The following is a 20085-nucleotide window of genomic DNA, read 5'->3' as shown; positions in this document are numbered from 1 at the left end:
CCGTAACACACTTCGGAAGCCAATTCGGGCTAGCGTTTTTAAATCGATTAGAATAAGTATGCACCCAACCATGCAGGACGAAAGAACAGCGATGAGCAGCCAGATCATCCCAGTTGAACCCTTTGATTGTATCGTGTTCGGCGGTACCGGCGACCTTGCGGAACGCAAGCTCCTTCCGGCCCTCTACCACCGGCAGATCGAGGGTCAGTTCACCGAGCCAACCCGCATCATCGGCGCCTCGCGCAGTACGCTTTCACATGAGGATTACCGCAAGTTCGCCCAGGATGCCCTGAAAGAGCATCTGAAGCAGGGCGAATACGACGAGGCGGAAGTCCAGAAGTTCCTCCAGCGGATCTATTACATTTCGGTCGACGCAAAGGCCGAGGGCGGCTGGGCCGAACTCAAGAAGTTGCTCGACGACGGCAAGGAGCGCATCCGCGTCTTCTATCTCGCCGTGGCGCCCGGCATTTTTGGCCCGATTTCCGAAAAGATCCGTGACCACAAGCTGATCACCCGGTCGACCCGCATCGTCGTTGAAAAGCCGATCGGCCGCGACCTCGCGTCGGCACTGCAGCTCAACGACATGATCGGCAAGGCCTTCCACGAAGACCAGATCTTCCGCATCGACCACTATCTCGGCAAGGAGACGGTGCAGAACCTGATGGCGCTGCGTTTCGCCAATGCGCTTTACGAGCCGCTGTGGAACGCCGATCATATCGACCACGTGCAGATCACGGTCGCCGAAGCCGTCGGCCTCGAAGGCCGCGCCGGTTATTACGATACGGCGGGTGCGCTCCGCGACATGGTGCAGAACCACATTCTGCAGCTCCTCTGCCTTGTCGCCATGGAAGTGCCCTCCTCCATGAATTCGGAATCGGTGCGCGACGAGAAGCTCAAGGTGCTGCGCGCCCTGAAGCCGATCACCGAAGCCAATGTCGAGCAGATGACGGTGCGCGGCCAGTACCGCGCCGGCGCATCCGCAGGCGGTCCGGTAAAAGGTTATCTCGACGAGCTCGAAGGCGGCGTTTCCAACACCGAGACCTTCGTCGCCATCAAGGCCGAGATCGGCAACTGGCGCTGGGCCGGCGTTCCCTTCTACATCCGCACCGGCAAGCGGCTTGCAGCCCGCATGTCCGAGATCGTCATCACCTTCAAGCCGATCCCGCACAACATCTTCGACGCGGCTGCCGGTCGCATTTCGGCCAACCAGCTGATCATCCGCCTGCAGCCGGACGAAGGCGTCAAGCAGTCGCTGATGATTAAGGACCCGGGCCCGGGCGGCATGCGGCTGCGCAACGTCTCGCTCGACATGAGCTTTGCGGAAGCCTTCTCGGTGCGCAATCCGGATGCCTACGAGCGCCTGCTCACCGACACGATCCGCTCCAACCAGACGCTGTTCATGCGCCGCGACGAAGTGGAAGCCGCATGGCGCTGGGTGGATCCGATCCTCAAAGGCTGGGAAGCGGCCGGCCAGCAGGTGCAGGGTTACACCGCCGGCACCTGGGGTCCGAGCCAGGCGATCGCCCTCATCGAGCGCGACGGCCGGACATGGCATGAGGGCTAAGGGTCATGACTGCGAACATGCTTGAATTTGCGGATGCCGCCGCCCTCGCCGCCAGCCTGGCGGACGAGGTCGCGGCACATCTTGAAACAGCGATCCGCGACCGGGGCACCGCCTCGATCGCGGTCTCGGGCGGCTCTACTCCGAAGAAGTTCTTCGAGGCGCTGGCGACCCGCGATATCGACTGGAGCAAGGTCACCGTGACGCTGGTCGACGAACGGTTCGTGCCGGCGGACAGCCCGCGTTCCAACCACCTTCTGGTGTCGGCACATCTGCTGAAAGACAAGGCGGCTGCCGCCAAGTTCATACCTCTCTACTACGAAGCGCCGTCGATCGATGAAGCGGCCGTGATCGCAACCGAAAAGACGTCCGGCATCGGCAATCCGTTCGACGTGGCGATCCTCGGTATGGGCGGCGACGGCCATACGGCTTCGTTCTTCCCGCATGGGAATAATCTTGCCCGAGCACTCGATCTTTCCGGCCCCCGCGGCGTTCTGACCATGCAGGCGGAAGGTGCCGGCGAAGAGCGGCTGACCTTCTCGTTCGCCAGCCTTTCGGATGCGCGTTTCCTGGTGCTGCACATCGAAGGCGAGGGCAAGAAGGACGTGCTCGAAGCGGCAAAGGCCGGCTCCGACGAAACGGACATGCCGATCCGCGCCGTGCTCAATCGAGCCGCTTCGCCGCTGCAGATTTTCTGGGCGCCCTAAAGCGCCGACTTTTCAACGCGAGCAATCCCGGTGGCTTAGGGCCCTCCCGAAGGTCCTGTCCCTCCCAAGCCGGGGTTGAGCACAAGAGGACAAGACCATGGCCGCTCATTCCAGCATCGAGGCAATCACCGCCCGTATCGTCGAACGCTCGAAACCCCACCGTGAAGCCTATCTCGACCGCGTGCGGCGGGCGGCCACGCGCGGCCCGCACAGGTCGACGCTTTCCTGCGGCAATCTCGCCCATGGCTTTGCGGTCTGTTCCCCCGCCGAGAAGGACGCGCTTGCAGGAGACGTCGTCCCGAACCTCGGCATCATCACCGCCTATAACGACATGCTCTCGGCGCATCAGCCCTATGAGACGTTCCCGCCGATCATTCGCGAGGCGGCACGGGAAGCCGGCGGCATAGCGCAGGTCGCCGGCGGCGTGCCGGCCATGTGCGACGGCGTCACCCAAGGCCAGCCTGGCATGGAGCTGTCGCTCTTCTCGCGCGATGCGATCGCCATGGCGGCCGGCATCGGGTTGTCGCACAACATGTTCGACGCGGCCGTCTTCCTCGGCATCTGCGACAAGATCGTGCCGGGCCTCGTCATCGCAGCGCTCAGCTTCGGCCACCTGCCCTCTGTCTTTATTCCCGCCGGCCCGATGACCACGGGACTTCCGAACGACGAGAAGTCGCGCATCCGCCAGCTCTATGCGGAGGGCAAGGTGGGCCGCGCCGAACTGCTAGAGGCGGAATCCAAGTCCTATCACGGCCCCGGCACCTGTACCTTCTACGGCACCGCAAACTCCAACCAGATGCTGATGGAGATCATGGGCTTCCACATGCCCGGCGCCTCCTTCGTCAATCCGGGCACGCCGCTGCGCGAAGCGCTGACCCGCGAGGCCGCCAAGCGGGCGCTGGCGATCACGGCTCTGGGCAACGAGTTCACGCCGGCCGGCGAGATGATCGACGAGCGCTCCGTGGTCAACGGCGTCGTCGGCCTGCATGCGACCGGCGGATCGACCAACCACACCCTCCACCTCGTCGCCATGGCGCGTGCGGCCGGCATCCTGCTCACCTGGCAGGATATTTCCGAGCTTTCCGACGTCGTGCCGCTGCTTGCCCGCGTCTATCCGAACGGGCTTGCCGACGTGAACCATTTCCATGCCGCCGGCGGGATGGGGTTCCTGATCAAGCAGCTCCTGAAGACCGGTATGGTGCATGACGACGTGCGCACCGTCTTCGGCCATGGATTGGAAGCGTATACGGTCGAGGCGAAGCTCGATGCCAACGGCGCCGTTGTTCGCGAGTCGACCCCGAATGAAAGCGGCGACCTCAAGGTGCTGGCGCCGATCGAGACCCCCTTCCAATCGAATGGCGGCCTCAAGATGCTCAAGGGCAATCTCGGCAAGGCGGTTATCAAGATTTCCGCCGTCAAGCCGGAACGCCACATCGTCGAAGCGCCGGCGATCGTCTTCCACGATCAGCAGGGTCTGCAGGAAGCATTCAAGCGTGGCGAACTCAACAGGGATTTCATCGCCGTGGTGCGCTTCCAGGGACCGAAGGCGAACGGCATGCCGGAACTGCACCGCCTCACTCCGCCGCTCGGCGTGCTCCAGGATCGCGGTTTCAAGGTGGCGCTGGTGACCGATGGCCGCATGTCCGGCGCCTCCGGCAAGGTACCGGCAGCGATCCACATCACCCCGGAGGCCAGCGACGGCGGGCCTATCGCCAAGATCAAGGACGGCGACATGATCCGCCTCGACGCTGTCGCCGGAACGCTGGAAGTGCTGGTGGACGCCGCGGAATTTGGGGCTCGCACACCCGTCGTCGTCGATCTTTCCGACAACGAGTTCGGCATGGGCCGCGAACTCTTCGCCCCCTTCCGCCGCCATGTCGGCACCGCGGACATGGGCGCCAGCGTGTTTGGGTAAACAGGCTGATTGCCGGCAGAAACGAAAACGGCGGCCGTGGAGCCGCCGTTTCCTTTTTCAGGTCATGAACCGGGTTACCAGGAGCGGATATCCAGCGTCCGGTCGCGATGGTTCGGATGGGTCGAGAATATGAAGATGCGGTCCAGTTCCTTCTGCTTGAGCAGCGAGAGGAAACGCACCTCGATCGTGTTGTTGGCGTTGGTGCGCATCAGCAGGCAACCGACCTTGGAAATGCGCGCGTCGGGAATATCGAGATAGAACTGCTTCGGCAGATTATACTGGGTCAGGATGCCGAGGACGGCGCCGCTCATCGAGATACGGATGACGTCACAGCGGCGCTGCGCCATGTTCATCACGCCGTTTTCCGTATATTCGATACGCGCCGCATTCATCGTGTCTTCCATCTTGAACCGGGCTTCCCGGTCATACATGAAAGACTCTTCCTTGTTCAAAAAGTGATTTTTGTTACTTGGAGTCGCACTCACGACATCCCTCCATTGCTTAATGGAAGGAAGCCTAGCCGGCGAAATTTAACAGAGTGTTTTGAAGTCCCAAATCAGAACAACTCCAATTGCATATCGCAAAATCACAGTAAACGGATAGTTACTCCTAGATGCGGTAGGCCTTACCTTCTGCGTCGAAAAGGTGCAGTTTCTTGAGGTCTGCTGAAAAGCGCATTTTCTCGCCCTTCTTCACCTGCAGAATGCCGGGGATCTTGGCGATGATCGGCTCTTGATCAGCCAAGCCTTCGATATAAAGCAGCGTCACCTCGCCAAGCGCCTCGATGATTCCGATCTGGCCTTCGAAGAGATAGTCCTCGCCTGAGGCGATCGACAAATCTTCCGGCCGCACCCCGAAACTGGCAGGCTTGCCCTTTTCCGAAGCCGCTGTCGGCACCGGCAGGTGCACCGATTTTCCGCCCTTCAGCGCAACCGTGGTCATCTCGCCGGTCTCCGTCACCGTAGCCGGGATGATGTTCATCGCCGGCGAGCCGATGAAGCGGGCGACAAAGAGGTTCTGGGGCCGCTCGTAGAGTTCGAGCGGGGCGCCGACCTGTTCGATACGGCCGGCCGATAGCACGACGATACGGTCGGCGAGCGTCATCGCCTCCACCTGGTCGTGGGTCACGTAGACCATCGTCGTGTCCGGCATCGAATCCTTCAGCTTGGCGATCTCGATGCGGGTGGCGACGCGCAGCGCCGCGTCGAGATTGGAAAGCGGTTCGTCGAACAGGAAGACCTTTGGATCGCGGCAGATGGCGCGGCCGATGGCGACACGCTGGCGCTGGCCGCCGGACAGCGCCTTCGGCAGACGGTCGAGATAGGGAGTGAGCTGGAGGATATCGGCCGCCGCACGCACCCGGCGGTCGATCTCGTCACGGCTTTCCTTGGCGATCCGCATGCCGAAGGCCATGTTGTCATAGACCGTCATATGCGGATAAAGCGCGTAGGACTGGAAAACCATGGCGATGCCGCGCCTCGATGGCGGCACGTCATTGACAAGCTGACCGTCGATGAACATCTCGCCGCCGGTGATGCTTTCCAGCCCGGAGATCATCCGCAGCAGCGTGGACTTGCCGCAGCCGGACGGCCCGACAAACACGACGAACTCGCCCTGGCTGATCTCCAGGTCGATGCCGTGCAGCACCTTCACCTGGCCGTAGGCCTTGCGGATATCCTTCAGAACGACACCAGCCATGTTTTCCTCCCCTTTGTTCTCGTTACGCGTGATGGGCGAAAAACGCGCCCCAAGCCGGTAGTTCGACACGCCTGCCTTCAAGCCCGCTTTCGAAGCCGTGGCCGGTCAGCACTTCCCAATCGCCGGCCGGCAGCTCGGTTGCCGCTTCCGCCGCGCTCATGTTGAACAGGCAGAGCAGCGTCTCGTTGCCGTATTGGCGCTTGTAGCCGAGCACCGTGACGTCCTCGGCCAGGAATTCGATATCGCCCTTGGCAAAGGCCGGGTGCTGCTTGCGGAAGGCGAGGAACCGTCGGTACTGTTCCAGAACCGATGCGGGATCGCCGTATTGAGCGCCGACGGCCCGAAGCTGATGTTCGACCGGGATCGGCAGCCAGGTTTTCTCAGCCGTGGAGAAGCCGGCCTGCAATGCCTGGCTGTCCCAGACCATCGGGGTGCGGCAACCGTCGCGGCCCTTGAATTCCGGCCAGAACTGGATGCCGTAGGGATCCTGCAGGTCGGCATAGGCAATATCGGCCTCGGTCAATCCGAGTTCCTCGCCCTGATAGATGCAGACCGAGCCGCGCTGGGACATCAGGATGGCGGATGCCATCTTGGCGTAACTGTCGCGGTCGAGAACGTCGTGGCCCCAGCGGCTCACATGGCGGACCACGTCATGGTTCGAGAAGGCCCAGCAGGCCCAGCCGTCCGGTGCGGCGACCGAGAATGCTTTCTGCACCTCGGAGACACGCGCCGGCGTCAGCGGATCGGGCGCCAGGAATTCGAACGCGTAGCACATCTGCATCTTGTCATCGCCGGACGTGTATTCCCCGACGATTTCCAGACCACGCTGGCTGTCGCCCACTTCGCCGACGGCGGCGATCGCCGGGAACTCGTCGAGCACGGCGCGGAAGCGCCTGAGGAATTCCAAGTTCTCCGGCCGGTTCTTGTCGTAGAGATGCTCCTGGAAGTTATAGGGGTTTACCGCAGGCGCGGTGGAAGCGTTCCGGCGCAACGGATCGAGTGCCGGGTTGTCGCGCAGTTCCTTGTCGTGGAAATAGAAGTTGATCGTGTCGAGGCGGAAACCGTCGACGCCGCGCTTCAGCCAGAAGCGGGTCATGTCGAGCAGCGCATCCTGGACTTCCGCGTTGTGCAGATTGAGATCCGGCTGCGACGTCAGGAAGTTGTGCATGTAATATTGCATGCGCGTCGGATCCCAATGCCAGGCCGATCCGCCGAAGATCGACAGCCAGTTGTTGGGCGGCGTGCCGTCCGGCTTGGCGTCGGACCAGACATACCAATCCGCCTTGGGATTGAAGCGGCTCGACCGGCTTTCGATGAACCAGGCGTGCTGGTCGGAACTGTGCGACATGACGAGGTCGATCATCACCTTGATGCCGAGCCGGTGCGCCTCGGCGATCAGACCGTCGAAATCCGACAGCGAGCCGAACATCGGATCGACATCCGTGTAGTTCGAGACGTCGTAGCCGAAATCCCGCATCGGCGACGGGAAGAAGGGCGAGATCCAGATCGCGTCCGCGCCGAGCGCTGCCACATGTGGCAGACGGGCGGTGATGCCCTTCAGATCACCGATGCCGTCACCGTTCGAGTCCTGATAGGAGCGCGGATAAATCTGATAAATAACGGCCCCACGCCACCAGTCCTTGTCCGGTGCTGCGGGGACTTCTGCTGAAACGCTCATTCAATATCCTGTTGTCGTTCGATGTTGATCAGCCGCCCTTGACGGAGCCGGCAAGCAGTCCGCGGACGAGATATCTCTGAAGGGCGAAAAAGACGATAATCGGCACGACGATCGTTATGAAGGCCGAAGCCGTCAGGATTTCCCACTTTCCACCCATTGAGCCCAGAAGTGCGTTCAGAGCGCCGGTGAGGACCAGCTGATCCTTGCCTGTGCCGAGGAAGACCATGGCGACGAGGAGGTCGTTCCACGTCCACAGGAACTGGAAGATCGAGAAGGATGCGAGCGCCGGAAATGACAGCGGCAGGATGATCTTGACGAAGATCTCGAAATCGCTGGCACCGTCGACGCGGGCGGATTCGATGATTTCCCGGGGCAGACCGGAGATGTAGTTGCGCAAAAGATAGATCGCGAGCGGCATGCCGAAGGCGGAGTGCGCAAGCCAGATGCCCGCATAACTGCGAGACGGCACGCCGAAGAAATTGCCGATCTCGTTATACATCTTCAGAAGCGGAATGAGCGACATCTGCAAAGGCACGACGATCAGCCCGACCACCAGGGCGATGATGAGGGCGCGCCCGGGAAATTCCATCCAGGACAGAGCGTAGGCCGCAAAGGCGGCGATCAGGATCGGAATGATCGTTGCGGGAACCGCGACCGTCAGCGAGTTGACGAAGGACTGCCCGATCCCTTGAGAGGTCAGCACCGTGCGGTAATTTTCGGTGGTGAAGGATGGCGGAGTGGCGACAGAGAGGTAAACGCGCTTGCCGCGGCCCTCGAAAGGCGCGTTCTTGGAATAGGTATAACTGCCGTCCTCGTTGACGGTCAGCGTCTCGCCATTGCCGATATCGGCGGGCTGCCCCGCTGTAAATTCCGTCGGAGCGGCAACGCGGGTACCGAAGGCGCGCACGGTGCCGCCCTTCCCTCCCTCGAAGACGGAGCCCGAAATGACATAGTTCGTACCATTCTGCTTGGCTGTCGAAGGCTCACCGAGCCGGGCGGCGCTCGTCTCGGCGGCGCCCGTAAAGGCGGTCCACCAGCCCGACGCGGTGATCTGGCCCGCTTCTCGAAAGGAGGTGACGAGGATGCCGAGCGTCGGGATGAGCCAGATGATGCAGATGACAAGGACGGAGACGTGGACGATAAGGCGCGGAAGGCCGATACGGCGGAGGCTTGCGGTTGCACTCATCTCAATGGCCTCCCATTTCCTTGTTCGCCTGGCGGATGTTCCAGATCATGATCGGCGTGACGGCGGCCATGATGATCAGCGCGATGACCGCGCTTCGGCCACTGTCTCCCCCGCCGCGGAACATCCAGTCGAACATCAGGTTTGCGAGAACCATGGTGTTCCACTGGCCGTTGGTCATGGTCAGCACGATATCGAAGACCTTCAGCACGAGAATGGTGATCGTCGTCCAGACGACGGCGATGGTGCCCCAGATCTGCGGCACCATGATCTTCCAGAAGATCTGCCAGCCGCTGGCGCCGTCGATCACCGCCGCCTCGATCGTCTCCTCGGGGATGCCGCGCAGGGCCGCCGACAGGATGACCATGGCAAAGCCCGTCTGGATCCAGATCAGGATCGCCATCAGGAAAAAATTGTTCCAGAACGGCAGCGAGATCCATACCTGCGGAGAGCCGCCAATGGCCTGCACGATGGCGTTGAGGAGGCCGATCTGCGTTTCGCTGCCGCCGCGATACTCGTAGATGAACTTCCAGATCACCGAAGCGCCGACGAAGGAGATCGCCATCGGCATGAAGATCAGGCTTTTGGCGAGGTTGCCCCACCAGATGCGGTCGGTCAGCACCGCGATGACGAGGCCGAAGAAGGTACACGCTGCCGGCACTACGGCGAGCCAGAGTATGTTGTTGAAGATCGACTGGCGGAACTGCGCGTCCTGGATAGCCCAGCGATAATTCGCAAGACCGACGAAATTGCCGCCCGACCGATCGTAGAAGGAAAGGAAGAAGGTCGCGACGACCGGATAGACGAGATAGACGACCAGCAGGAGCAGCGCCGGGCCGAGAAACAGCCAGGGACGCACCATGGCGCGGCGGTTGAGATTGACGGAGGCGGTGCGGACATTCTCGACCGGCACGGGAAAGACGATTTGAAGGATCTTGTCGGAGAGCCAGTAATATAAGGCACAGACGAAAACGCCGGCGATCACGACGCCGACGGCTGAAACGATCTGCGATATCATGGCTCTCCCCTTTTCACGGTTTTATGCGTAGCTTTTATTGGACCGCGCCGGCGTCCGGCGCGGTCGTATTCAAGAGCCCACTGGGGGAGGCTTATTTCAAACCGTCCCACGCCTTCTGGATATCGGTCCCCACGGTCTTGGCGTCCTTGCCGCCGACATAGTCGATCATGCCGGTCCAGAACGCGCCGGCGCCGATCTTGCCGGGCATCAGGTCGGAGGCATCGAAGCGGAATGTCGTGGCAGTGGTCAGAAGCTCGCCCTGCTTCTTCAGCACCTCATTGGCATAGGCATTCGAATTGGCGCCCTTGAACGGCGTCAGGAACGACGACTGCGCCATCCAGACCTCGTGGGCGATCGGCGTCTTCAGGAATTCGATGAACGCCTTGGCGGCGGGCGAATCCTTGGTGATGGCAAACATCGTGCCGGCGCCGAGAACCGGTGTTCCGAGGTCCGGCTTCGAAGCATAGGTGGGCAGGTAGAAGAAGTCGGCATCGGTGCCGAGCTTGGTCTCCGGAGGGAAGAAGGACGGAACGAAGGATGCCTGATGATGAAGGTAGCATTTCGGCGGAATGCCGAAGAGGCCCTTCGGGCTGTCGCGGAAGTCGGTGGAGGAAACGGCAGCGACGCCGCCGCTCACATATTTGGGGTTCTTGGCGAACTTGCCGAATTCATCGATCGCGCCAACAACAGCCGGATCATTGAACTTGACTTCATTGCTCACCCACTTGTCGTAGACATCCGGCTTCTGGGTGCGCAGCATCATGTCCTCGACCCAGTCCGTCGCCGGCCAGCCCGTCGCGCCACCGGAGCCGAGACCGATGCACCATGGAACACCGCCGTCCTCGACGATCTGGTCGCTGAGCTTGATCAGGTCCTCCATGGTCTTCGGAACCTCGTAACCCGCTTCCTCGAAGTTTTCGGGCACATACCAGACCATGGATTTGAAATCGGCCTTGAAGGGGAAGCCGAAATAGGCCTCCTTGCCGTCCTTGCCCTTGTAGGTGCCGTAACGGATCCAGTCCCCGCCCGAACCATAGTTGGTCTTGACCCAGTCGGAGTTCTCCTGGCCGAGCGAGGTCAGGAAGCCTTTGGCTGCGAGATCGGCCAGCAGGCCGGGCTGCGGAATGATGGCGATGTTCGGCGGAGAACCGGCCTGGGTGTCGATGACGATCTGCTGTTCGTAATTTTCCGAAGAGGAATAGCGGCCATTGATGCCGGTCGCGGCATTGAAATACGCGAGAACGCTGTTGAACAGCACCTCGTCCTCGCCGCGCCAGGGGCCAAAGAGCGTCAGGTTCTGCCCTTTGAGATTGGCGTGGGCAGCCTTGAAATCCTCATAGCTCTTCCAGTTAAATTTCGAATCCTGGCCGGGCGCGAATTTCAGCTCCTGGGCGACCGTGCCACCGGCAAGAAGCGCTGCCAGCGCCGTACCGATCCAAAATGATGCCTTCATTGAAATATCCTCCCGCTGTCCCGGCTTTTTCTACCCTGCCGGGAGTTCCAAAACATGGGGAGAGATTTAACGCTCTCGCGGAGGAGTCAACCCCCGCGCAGCCGGTGTGGAACAAATGAAAAAATCTGTCCCCGCAGGATCAGAATCTGGGTGCGGTTTTGCCGGCCGTGCGATAGGCCGCGATGACGGTGTTGGCCATCAGCATGGCAATGGTCATCGGGCCGACGCCGCCGGGGACCGGCGTGATGGCGCCAGCAACTTCAGCGGCTTCCGCATAGGCCACGTCACCGACCAGCCGGGTTTTGCCCTCGCCCTTGTCGGGCGCCGCTACACGGTTGATGCCGACATCGATGACGGTTGCCCCGGGCTTCACCCAGTCGGCCTTGACCATCTGCGGGCGGCCGACGGCGGCAACCAGGATATCGGCATTGCGGCATACGGACCCGAGGTCCTTCGTCTTTGAATGCGCCATGGTAACGGTCGCATTGGCGGCCAGGAGCAGCAGACCCATCGGCTTGCCGAACAGGTTGGAGCGGCCGATGACGACAGCGTTGAGACCCGAAAGGTCACGGCCATGTATACGGTTGACCAGCAACATCGCCCCGGCAGGGGTGCAGGAAATCAAGCCGCTTTCAAGGTCGCCGGTCGCAATCTTGCCGGCATTGACGACGTGCAGACCGTCAACGTCCTTCTTTGGCGAGATCGACAGGATGACCGGCTCGGCGTTCAGGTGCTTCGGCAACGGGAGCTGGACGAGAATGCCATGGATGGACGGGTCGGCATTGAGCTCGGCCACCAGCTTCTCAAGCGTTTCCTGAGTGGTGTCGTCGGGCAGACTGTGCTGGATCGATTTGAAGCCGCACTGCTTGGCCATCTTGCTCTTGGAATTGACATAGGCATGGCTGGCCGGATCGTCGCCGACGATGACGACTGCAAGGCCTGGCTTCACGCCGGTTTCCCTCTCGAGCGAACCCGAAGCCTCGGTCACCGCGGTGATTACCGATGCTGCCGCCTCTTTACCATCGATCACCACAGCCATGCGCACCTCCCGCTTGAAACCGCCGCCAATGTATACATTGAGCATGTTCTGAATTTGCCCACCAACGCCTATGCTGGTCGCAGACGGCAAATGCAAGCGGATTCGATGTCGCAGGCTTCTTATCCTCGGGAGGCGTTCCGGCGGTCGGAATAGACCTGAACCCGTTCGCGCAACTCCGCCATGTTCCGGCGAAGCTCGCGAAGTTCCTCCGCCTTTCGGACCTCCTCGGGCGAGGGAACCGGACGACGAGGTGCACCATAGGACGGTCCATCGGCAAGACGGCCCGCCATGACGGCCGCGACCAGGGAAGGAAGCTCCGCCTCCGGGGCCGGACGGCGATTGACCATCAGCATTTCGCGGATGTGATCGGCAAGCGGACTGTCATTGGCGGGCGCCGGATGGCGCGGGCGCCAGGACGGCTGCGGCTCATAGGTCGGCCGATCGTAAGTCGGATCATACTCGTCGTGGAGGAAATCCCGCTCGTCCAGATGCTCCGCCAGCAGGTCCCGGTCGACAATCAGCGCGGGCTCATCGGCCGGATCCGTTTCATCGGCGGAGGTCGCGGGACGCGGTGTTCCGCGCCTCAGAAAAACCAGGGCAACACCGAGGGAGAACCCGATCAGGGCACCGATGCCCGAAACTTCAGCGGATGAGGGACCCAGGACGGCCGCGGATGCCGCCACGGCCGGAACGACGACCGACACCTTGCCCGTGGATGCCTTGGCTTCGGAGCCGTGCAGCGCTTCGAGATAATTTCGCCGTGCCTCGTCCACGGCAGCTTCGAGAGCCGCAAGCCTTGCGGCGGAATCGGCTATTTCCTTGTCGTCGGGTTTCTTCGCCTGCTTCGCCTTGAGCTCAGCCAGATGTTTGGCTGCGGCAGTCTCCTGCTGACGAAGCGAGGTCCCGAGCTGCTTCAGCGCGTCCTGGATGTCGTCTTTGACATCCGCCAGCGCCGCCTGAGCCGCAGCAAGCCGTGGGTGACGCGGGCCGAGATCGCTCGAAAGCTGGTCGACGGCAAGCTTTGCCTCGACATGCCTCTGCCGCTGATAGTCGAGGCCAGTATATTCGAGACTGTCCGGCAGGGGCTTGTTCAGTACGTCCGAAAGCTTCATGGCGGACGCCTGTGCCGCCTTCTGCCTCAGCTCACCAAGCTGCGCCGTCGCCTCGTTTATTTCCGCGCTGAGCTGCTGTCCGTCGCCCTCGGTCCGGCGCAGCTCGGCAAGCTTCTGCGCGTCGGTCTCGGCGATGAAGCCGGAAAGAGCGGCCTGCCCATGCTCGAGTGTCTGGCGCAGCTTCTCCACCACCGGACCCGACGACCTTGTGCCGGAGAATGCGATCTCGTCGTGGAATGTGTCGCCGAGCATGTTGGCGATGCGGGCCGCCTCTTCCGGCTCACTCGCAGTGACTGAGATCGCAAATTGGCCGGCGCGGCGGTCGTAGCTCGTTACGATCGCCTGGGAAAGTCGCTCGCGCAGCCGGTTCTCGGCCTCGGACACGGTCATCGCCTCACCGGAGACGATATCCGACACGATCCTGACAACGCTCGGACGGTCGACCGAAAACTCGCTGTCGCGGCCGAGATTCAGGGCACGGATGACATTGTCGAGGCTGGTCCTGGAGCGCAGCGCGGCAGCAGCCGTGTTGATCGCGCCTTCGCTCGCCGCCTCGACCTTCAGCCGGGTCTCGGCGCTGAACTGATGCGGAACCGTCTCGACAAACAGCAGCGGCAAAAGAGCGCCGATCACCGTGAGGGCGCCAACCTTGAGGGCCGCGGATCGCAATCCGGCGAACACGGAACCGGTGCCGGCGAGCATTGCTGCCGGGTCAGGGTTTCGGTCGTCTTCGATTTTCACCGACTGATACATGGGAAGACCGCGCTAATCTGAGGCCGCCGGCATCCCGCGGGCAGCCCTCTGATTAAGGCAGTCTAAAATTTCATGGCAAAGAAAGGGTTAACTTGTCAGGCGAAAGACGGCTGCCGGGACGGGGCTGTCGCCTGGGGCACTGCGGGCGCCGATTTGCCTTCGATGAAGGTGGACAGCCCAGTCCCGGTCATCACCACCAATCCGGTGCGGACCGAAGCCAGCCGGCGCTCGATCCGCCGCTCCTGGCCAAGACCCGCTGCATCGACGAGGACAAGGTCGAAACGCTGCGGCATATCCTGGTCGAGGGTTACGACCGCCACGTCATGCCAGGGGGCATGGCGGGCGAAATGCTCGCGGAGGGCTTCGACCCGCGCGGTATCCTCGCCGGCTATGCCGATGCGATGCCCCTTTTCCAGGAAGCTCAACAGGGCCGGGACGAACATGCTGGCCGAAAAACGCACCGGTGTCGGTCTTTCATGCCACGCTTTGGCGAGAATGGCGAAGGCGCGGCCGCCACCCGGCAGAAGCGTCCTGCGGCCCAACTGACTGCGGTAGGCGGGATCAATCATCTGACGGAAAGCCGTCCGCTCGTCCAGGAAGCCGAGTGTCGTGCGGTTGCCGCGCAGCGCGATCAGGCTTTCCATGAGGCCGAGCGTTGCGTTCCATCCGAGATCGCAGACACGCAGGCCGAACAGGGTCCGGGGTGAAGCGGATGCCAGGAAGTCTCCGGATGCGTTCATCGATGCGCTCCCCATGGGGCAAGACCAATTCGTCCCCAAGGTCTAGCAGCGCGCTCTGAAATCGCCTTTAAATCGATTGGTAAAATGCGAACGATGCCCGTATTTCCGAGGCTCTCGCAACAAAAAGGCCGACCCTCAAGGCCGGCCTATATATTCGTTGTGTTATCGCCGTAGCGGTCGTCAGTGGCCGGCCGTGGGCGAAGCTTTCGGATCTTCGATCTTCACGCCCTCGACAATCTTCTTGCCCGGGTTCGGGTTCTTGTTGCCGCGCGAGGCGTTGTTGCGAATGTCTTCCTTGGAGAGGTAGTCGAGCTGTTCGACCAGAACCTCCGCCACCAGGCCCTCGCCGAGCTTCTTGTTGAAGTTGTCCTTGATGCTGGTGCGGAATTTTTCGAGGTTGAACGCGCCGGGCTTGCTGAGATCGACCATCTGGTTGCCGATCAGCAGCGTGAAAAGCTGGTCCGTCGTCAGTTCGGTAATCGGCAGCTTGGTATTCTTGATCTTTTCCTTGTCCATCATGAAGGAGACACGGCTCAAGAAATAACCGGTGATAGCACCGTCCGCGATCATCGGAATGGTGATCGATTCCCCGCGCACCAGTTGAAGAAGCTCCTTCCGCCTGGCCTCTTCGTCGACCGGCGCAGGTGCTGCGGACATCTGCACGGAGAAATACACCGCCCCAAGCGTGACGATGCAGACCCACAGACCAGTGAGAAGGAGCTTGACCATCAGGCCTGGCCGTAGGTGAACTGTTCTTGGGTGTAGGTGCCGTCGTCGTCCGCATCGCGGGCAGCGTTCTTCAAGAGATCGGCGACAGCGCGAACAGCGTGAAGATGCGCCTCGACCCGGCGGGCATTGAGCGCCAGCTTGCTCTTCAAACCATGCATCTGATCGATATGTCCGGTGGCAAGCTGCTTCGGATCGGTGCCGCGGAACAGCATGGTCAATTCGTAGAGGCAGCGGCTTTTGTGCGCGTTCGACACTTTCAGGTCGAATTCCGGATCTCGGCCGATGCGCTGATTTTCGTTGTCGATTATCATCTCCAACCGGCCAAGCACGGTCTTGATGCGATAATCATTCGAAATGACTTCCATATTTTCTGCCCCAGTCTGATGCATATCAGGCCTCACTCTTCTTATCGACGCCGAGAACCTGCCGCTCGAAATCGGTGATCATGCTCATTGCGCGGCTGCGATCAGTCTCATTGGTGGTCGGATTGACCGAGGCCTGACGCTCCGCACGGGCGAGCGCCTGCGAATACATCTGCTCGGCGATGCCGACACCGCCCTTTTTCGACATTTCGTCGGCGATCTTCTCGGCCATCATGCCCTTCCAGAACTCACCGGCGGAGCCCTTGCCGTAAACTTCCTCGGTCTCCTTCGGGAGCATGGAATTCACGAATGTCGAAAGAACCGATGCTTCGAACTTGCGGTATTCCTCCGGCATTTCGGCGACCTTCTTCGGTGCTTCCGGATTGCCGAGACCCGCCGTCGTGCCGGGCGTGTCGATGAATTTCATGGCTGCACCAAAACCCTTGCCAACTTCGGCAAGGCTGGTCGCGGCAAAGGCCGCCTTGTTCGCCTTCAGCTTGGCCTGCGCTTCCTGAACGGCAGTCGGGTCCGCAGCGCGGACGACGTCCATGACCAGATCGCTCGGAGGTGAAATCGCCACGTCAGCTCCTTTCATGACTGCCGCGAGCCGCATCCTAAAGGTGCAAGAGCGCAGCAACAGTTTGAAATGGCACATGATCCCGCCCGACTTCAATCGAACCGGTAATCAGTGCAATGACGAGACTATGAAGGTCGAAGCTTGCTGGAGGCTGGCCAGTCTATTTGACTTGCTCGAGGGCGAGCGTGATATCGATCAGCTCGTAGATCGCATCGTCGGCCACTTCGCGGTCTTCGTGATCACGGGCGTCCTTCATGTGTTCTTCCAGGCGGTCGGCCTTGGTCCTCTCCTTGAGCACCTTCATTTCCTGGATCTGCTGAACGCCGGCAAGCTGGCGCTCCTTCGTGGTCAGGCGGCCGAAGCGTTCCGAATAATGCTGAGAGAACTGCCGGTGTACCGGGTTCATCGAGCCGATCGCATCGATGACGTCTTCCATCGACTGATTGACCTCGGCGCGGTATCGGGTCGTCGCAGCAAGCTCGTGTTCAGCCATCGTTTCGAGATGCCGCTGGACCGCCACCAAGCGCTTGAGTTTGTCCGACCGCTTGACTGGACCTGCCATTGCGATCTCCTAGAAGGACCTGAAGATCGGCGCGAAACCATCCGCGTACTGGCGGATAAAGGCGGCGATCGACAGATAGAGAAGGAAAAGCCCTCCCATCAGCAGGAAGGGCGTCGAGATGAAGAAGATCGGGATCTGCGGCGCCATCTTGTTGATGAGGCCGATCGCCACGTTGAACATCAGGCCGAAGATCAGGAACGGGCTTGCCAGCCGCAACATGATGATGGTCGACGCGCGCAACGTATCCGTCAGCGTGATCAGTATCTTCTGCGGATCGATCAGCGCGCCGACCGGCGTCGCCGCATAGGAATCGACCAGCGCGCGGAACACGATGTGGTGGAAATCCATCAAGAACAGGAGCAGCAGGCCGCTCAGCGTCAGCAGAATGGTCAGCTGGTTTTCCTGCGAATCTTCGAAAATGTCATGGCCGCCCGGCGCCGTGAAGCCGATCGACATGGTAAGGATGGTGCCGGCAAATTGCATGCCGAGCGTATAGAGCCGGGCTATCAATCCATAAACCGCGCCGATCAGGGCCTCGGTGAAGATCAGGCCAAGATAGGTGGCCGTCGGCTCGGAGGCTCTTGGATAAATCTGATCCCAAAGAACCGGCAGCACGGCCATGGACAGGGCGACCGCCACGAACAATCGCACCTGAACCGGCACGCGGCCGCTTCCCAGTCCCGGGAGAACCATCACGCACGTACCCATGCGGCAAAACGCAAGGAAAAGTGCGAGAATGGTCCCCTGCGGGTCTGTAATCATGCGAGAATCGTCCTTTGCGGACAGTCTATCACGAAATGGCGCCCAGTATCTTGATTTCGAGGCCCTTGGCGAGTTCCACATGGGACAGAACCGGCAGGGTCGCGAACAGCCGCTCGATGATCATGCGGACGTAGGAACGCGTTTCCGGCGAGGTGACGAGCACGAAAGGCAGGCCCCGATCCATGAATTCGCGGATGACCTTCGTCGCCTGCTCGCTGAATTCTTCGAGCGTGCGCGGGTCGATGTCGAACTCGACCACTTCGCCCTTGCCGTCGCGCTTGAGCGCCTGATGGAACAGCATGTCCCATTTGTTGCCGAGGCGGAGTACGCGCAGCACGCCGTTGTCGGCGAGGTCGCCGCAGAGCTGCTGCGACATGCGAACGCGCACGTGCTCGACGATCTGCTCCGTCTTGCGCACATGCGGGGCGAGCTCGGCCACCGCTTCCAGGATGAGATGCAGGTTGCGGATCGAAACGCGCTCGGCGAGCAGGAGCTTCAACACCGCCTGAAGGCCGGAATAGGACATGTGCGACGAGCAGATCTCGTCGGCGAGCTTCTTGTATTCGGGATCGAGACGCTCGATCAGGATCTTCACGTCCTTGTAGGAGAGAAGCTGCGGCAGGTTGTTGCGGATGACTTCCGACAAGTGGGTCAGCACCACCGAGACGTTGTCGATCGGGTGGAAGCCTTCGCGCTTCAAGTCTTCGGCGAAGGTTTCGAGGATCGACACCGCCGGCATGCCGAAGGCGGGTTCGCGGATCTCGTCGCCCGGGATGCTCGGCTTGCGGCCGGATCCGGTGACCACGAGAACGTCGCCGACCCGTAGGGCGTTCGACGCGATCGTCGTGCCATGGATACGGATCTGATAGGACTTTTCCTGGATCGAGATGTCGTCGGTGACCTTGATTTCCGGCACCACGAAACCGTACTGCGTCGCGAACTTCTTGCGCATCTTGCCGACGCGGAAGGCGAGTTCCTGGTGGGCGCCAAGCAGCCGGGTGGAGACCTGCTTGCCGAGAGCGAGTTCGATTTCGGACGTCTTGAGAACCGACTTGACCGAATCCTTCTCCATTTCCTTGGTCTGGACGACCTTCTGTTCCTCGTCTTCGCGACGAGCCTTGTTCTCCGCCTCAATACGGCGCGGAACAAGCCAGGCGCCGAAGCCCATCAGGCCGCCGAGTGCCATGAAGGGCAGGAAGGGCAGGCCGGGGATGATCGCCAGAAGCGCCATTAGGCCGGCAGACATCGAAAGGGCGCGCGGATAGCCGCTCAGCTGATCGACGACGGCCTTGTCGGTGGAGCCGGCCGTGCCGCCGCGGGTGACCAGAAGGCCGGCGGCGAGCGAAACGATGAGAGCCGGGATCTGCGTGACGATACCGTCACCGACCGACAGCTTGACGAACACGTCGGCGGCTTCGCCGATCTGCATGTCGTGGCGGAAATAGCCGATGATGATGCCGCCGAAGATGTTGATGGCGGTGATGATGAGGCCGGCGATCGCATCGCCGCGAACGAATTTCGACGCACCGTCCATCGCCCCGAAGAAGGAGCTTTCCTCCTCCAGCTCGGAGCGGCGGCGCTGCGCTTCCTTCTCGTCGATGATGCCGGCCGAGAGGTCCGCGTCGATCGACATCTGCTTGCCGGGAATGGCGTCGAGGGTGAAGCGGGCGCCGACTTCCGCGATACGGGTGGCGCCCTTGGTGATGACGATGAAGTTCACGGTGACGAGGATCATGAAGACGATCACGCCGATCACGAAGTCGCCGGACATCACGAGGCCGGAGAAGCCCTGGATCACGTTGCCGGCCGCGCCATGGCCCTCATGGCCATGCGACAGGATCACGCGCGTCGTCGCGATGTTGAGCGACAATCGCACCATGGTGGCGATGAGCAGGATGGTCGGGAAGGACGAGAAGTCCAGCGGCCGCTGGATCCACAGCGCCACCATCAGGATCAGGACCGAGAAGGCAATCGAGAAGGCCAGGCCAAGGTCGATCAGGAATGCCGGGATCGGCAGGAAGAGGATGCAGAGGATGGCGACGATGCCGCCCGCAAATCCGAGATCGCGACCGTTCGGGGCTACTTTCGGAATGGATAGTGAAGGTGGTTGCGCCATGACTTTCCCGTCTCTTCATGAGATGGCGGCAGGAAGTACTCCTACCAGTTCATGTCCTGCCTAAAGGGCGAAGCTTGCGCGAAGGTGGGTAGATGAAAAAGGATAGGCGGGCGGCAACCG

The 20085-nt window shown here is 61.3% G+C and carries 18 protein-coding genes; 3 read left to right on the top strand and 15 right to left on the bottom strand.

Features of this window, described 5'->3' with window-relative positions; genetic code table 11:
* The first annotated feature begins 91 nt into the window (after window positions 1-91).
* The 3 genes from zwf (at window position 92) to edd (ending at window position 4183) form a co-directional block, all read left to right on the top strand.
* Window positions 92-1564, top strand: coding sequence for a glucose-6-phosphate dehydrogenase (gene zwf / locus ACSQ3G_RS01105; protein WP_105417586.1), 1473 nt, complete (start codon window positions 92-94; stop codon window positions 1562-1564).
* A gap of 5 nt (window positions 1565-1569) precedes the next feature.
* Window positions 1570-2268: a 6-phosphogluconolactonase gene (gene pgl, locus ACSQ3G_RS01100; protein WP_436108734.1), complete on the top strand. Its 699-nt coding sequence runs from the start codon at window positions 1570-1572 to the stop codon at window positions 2266-2268.
* A gap of 97 nt (window positions 2269-2365) precedes the next feature.
* Complete coding sequence (gene edd / locus ACSQ3G_RS01095) at window positions 2366-4183, top strand: phosphogluconate dehydratase (RefSeq protein WP_436108733.1); 1818 nt, start codon at window positions 2366-2368, stop codon at window positions 4181-4183.
* 74 nt (window positions 4184-4257) lie between these two features.
* Here edd and ACSQ3G_RS01090 read toward each other — a convergent pair whose 3' ends face one another.
* The 15 genes from ACSQ3G_RS01090 to flhA all read right to left on the bottom strand — a co-directional run bounded on the left by ACSQ3G_RS01090 (window position 4258) and on the right by flhA (window position 19965).
* A complete protein-coding gene (locus tag ACSQ3G_RS01090) occupies window positions 4258-4614 on the bottom strand; it encodes a hypothetical protein (RefSeq protein ID WP_046611702.1) in 357 nt (118 codons plus the stop codon).
* A gap of 178 nt (window positions 4615-4792) precedes the next feature.
* On the bottom strand, window positions 4793-5881 hold the full coding sequence (locus ACSQ3G_RS01085; RefSeq protein ID WP_436108732.1) for an ABC transporter ATP-binding protein: 1089 nt from the start codon (window positions 5879-5881) through the stop codon (window positions 4793-4795).
* 22 nt (window positions 5882-5903) lie between these two features.
* The gene (bglA, locus tag ACSQ3G_RS01080) at window positions 5904-7559 is read right to left on the bottom strand and encodes a beta-galactosidase BglA (RefSeq protein ID WP_436108731.1); all 1656 of its coding nucleotides are present in this window, start codon (window positions 7557-7559) and stop codon (window positions 5904-5906) included.
* Between the two features lie 28 nt (window positions 7560-7587).
* Window positions 7588-8745 (bottom strand): carbohydrate ABC transporter permease, encoded by a 1158-nt coding sequence (locus tag ACSQ3G_RS01075; protein ID WP_250809425.1) that lies wholly within the window; start codon window positions 8743-8745, stop codon window positions 7588-7590.
* A gap of 1 nt (window position 8746) precedes the next feature.
* Window positions 8747-9760 carry a carbohydrate ABC transporter permease gene (locus ACSQ3G_RS01070; protein ID WP_436108730.1) on the bottom strand — a complete coding sequence of 338 codons (1014 nt, stop codon included), beginning with the start codon at window positions 9758-9760 and terminating at the stop codon, window positions 8747-8749.
* Between the two features lie 91 nt (window positions 9761-9851).
* Window positions 9852-11213, bottom strand: coding sequence for an ABC transporter substrate-binding protein (locus ACSQ3G_RS01065; RefSeq protein WP_436108729.1), 1362 nt, complete (start codon window positions 11211-11213; stop codon window positions 9852-9854).
* 139 nt (window positions 11214-11352) lie between these two features.
* Complete coding sequence (gene folD, locus ACSQ3G_RS01060; RefSeq protein ID WP_436108728.1) at window positions 11353-12252, bottom strand: bifunctional methylenetetrahydrofolate dehydrogenase/methenyltetrahydrofolate cyclohydrolase FolD; 900 nt, start codon at window positions 12250-12252, stop codon at window positions 11353-11355.
* A gap of 119 nt (window positions 12253-12371) precedes the next feature.
* Window positions 12372-14105, bottom strand: coding sequence for a GumC domain-containing protein (locus tag ACSQ3G_RS01055; RefSeq protein WP_436108727.1), 1734 nt, complete (start codon window positions 14103-14105; stop codon window positions 12372-12374).
* Window positions 14106-14212: 107 nt separating this feature from the next.
* Window positions 14213-14857, bottom strand: a complete 645-nt coding sequence (locus ACSQ3G_RS01050) for a hypothetical protein (protein WP_436108726.1) — start codon at window positions 14855-14857, stop codon at window positions 14213-14215.
* A gap of 180 nt (window positions 14858-15037) precedes the next feature.
* Window positions 15038-15586, bottom strand: a complete 549-nt coding sequence (locus ACSQ3G_RS01045; protein ID WP_046664740.1) for a hypothetical protein — start codon at window positions 15584-15586, stop codon at window positions 15038-15040.
* A complete protein-coding gene (locus tag ACSQ3G_RS01040) occupies window positions 15586-15951 on the bottom strand; it encodes a hypothetical protein (RefSeq protein WP_105440957.1) in 366 nt (121 codons plus the stop codon). The genes ACSQ3G_RS01045 and ACSQ3G_RS01040 overlap by 1 nt, the downstream gene beginning before the upstream one ends.
* Window positions 15952-15976: 25 nt before the next feature.
* Window positions 15977-16528 (bottom strand): rod-binding protein, encoded by a 552-nt coding sequence (locus tag ACSQ3G_RS01035; RefSeq protein WP_105404129.1) that lies wholly within the window; start codon window positions 16526-16528, stop codon window positions 15977-15979.
* A 157-nt stretch (window positions 16529-16685) separates the two neighbouring features.
* Complete coding sequence (locus ACSQ3G_RS01030) at window positions 16686-17087, bottom strand: hypothetical protein (protein ID WP_046630738.1); 402 nt, start codon at window positions 17085-17087, stop codon at window positions 16686-16688.
* Between the two features lie 9 nt (window positions 17088-17096).
* Window positions 17097-17849 carry a flagellar biosynthetic protein FliR gene (fliR, locus tag ACSQ3G_RS01025; protein WP_046630736.1) on the bottom strand — a complete coding sequence of 251 codons (753 nt, stop codon included), beginning with the start codon at window positions 17847-17849 and terminating at the stop codon, window positions 17097-17099.
* Between the two features lie 28 nt (window positions 17850-17877).
* Entirely contained in the window at window positions 17878-19965 is a 2088-nt protein-coding gene (gene flhA, locus ACSQ3G_RS01020) for a flagellar biosynthesis protein FlhA (RefSeq protein WP_046664742.1), read from the bottom strand.
* Window positions 19966-20085 lie beyond the last annotated feature (120 nt).

This window comes from Neorhizobium tomejilense, assembly GCF_964254135.1.
In the GTDB taxonomy this organism is placed as follows: Bacteria; Pseudomonadota; Alphaproteobacteria; order Rhizobiales; family Rhizobiaceae; genus Neorhizobium; species Neorhizobium tomejilense.
This window is presented reverse-complemented; position numbering and strand designations above follow the sequence as displayed.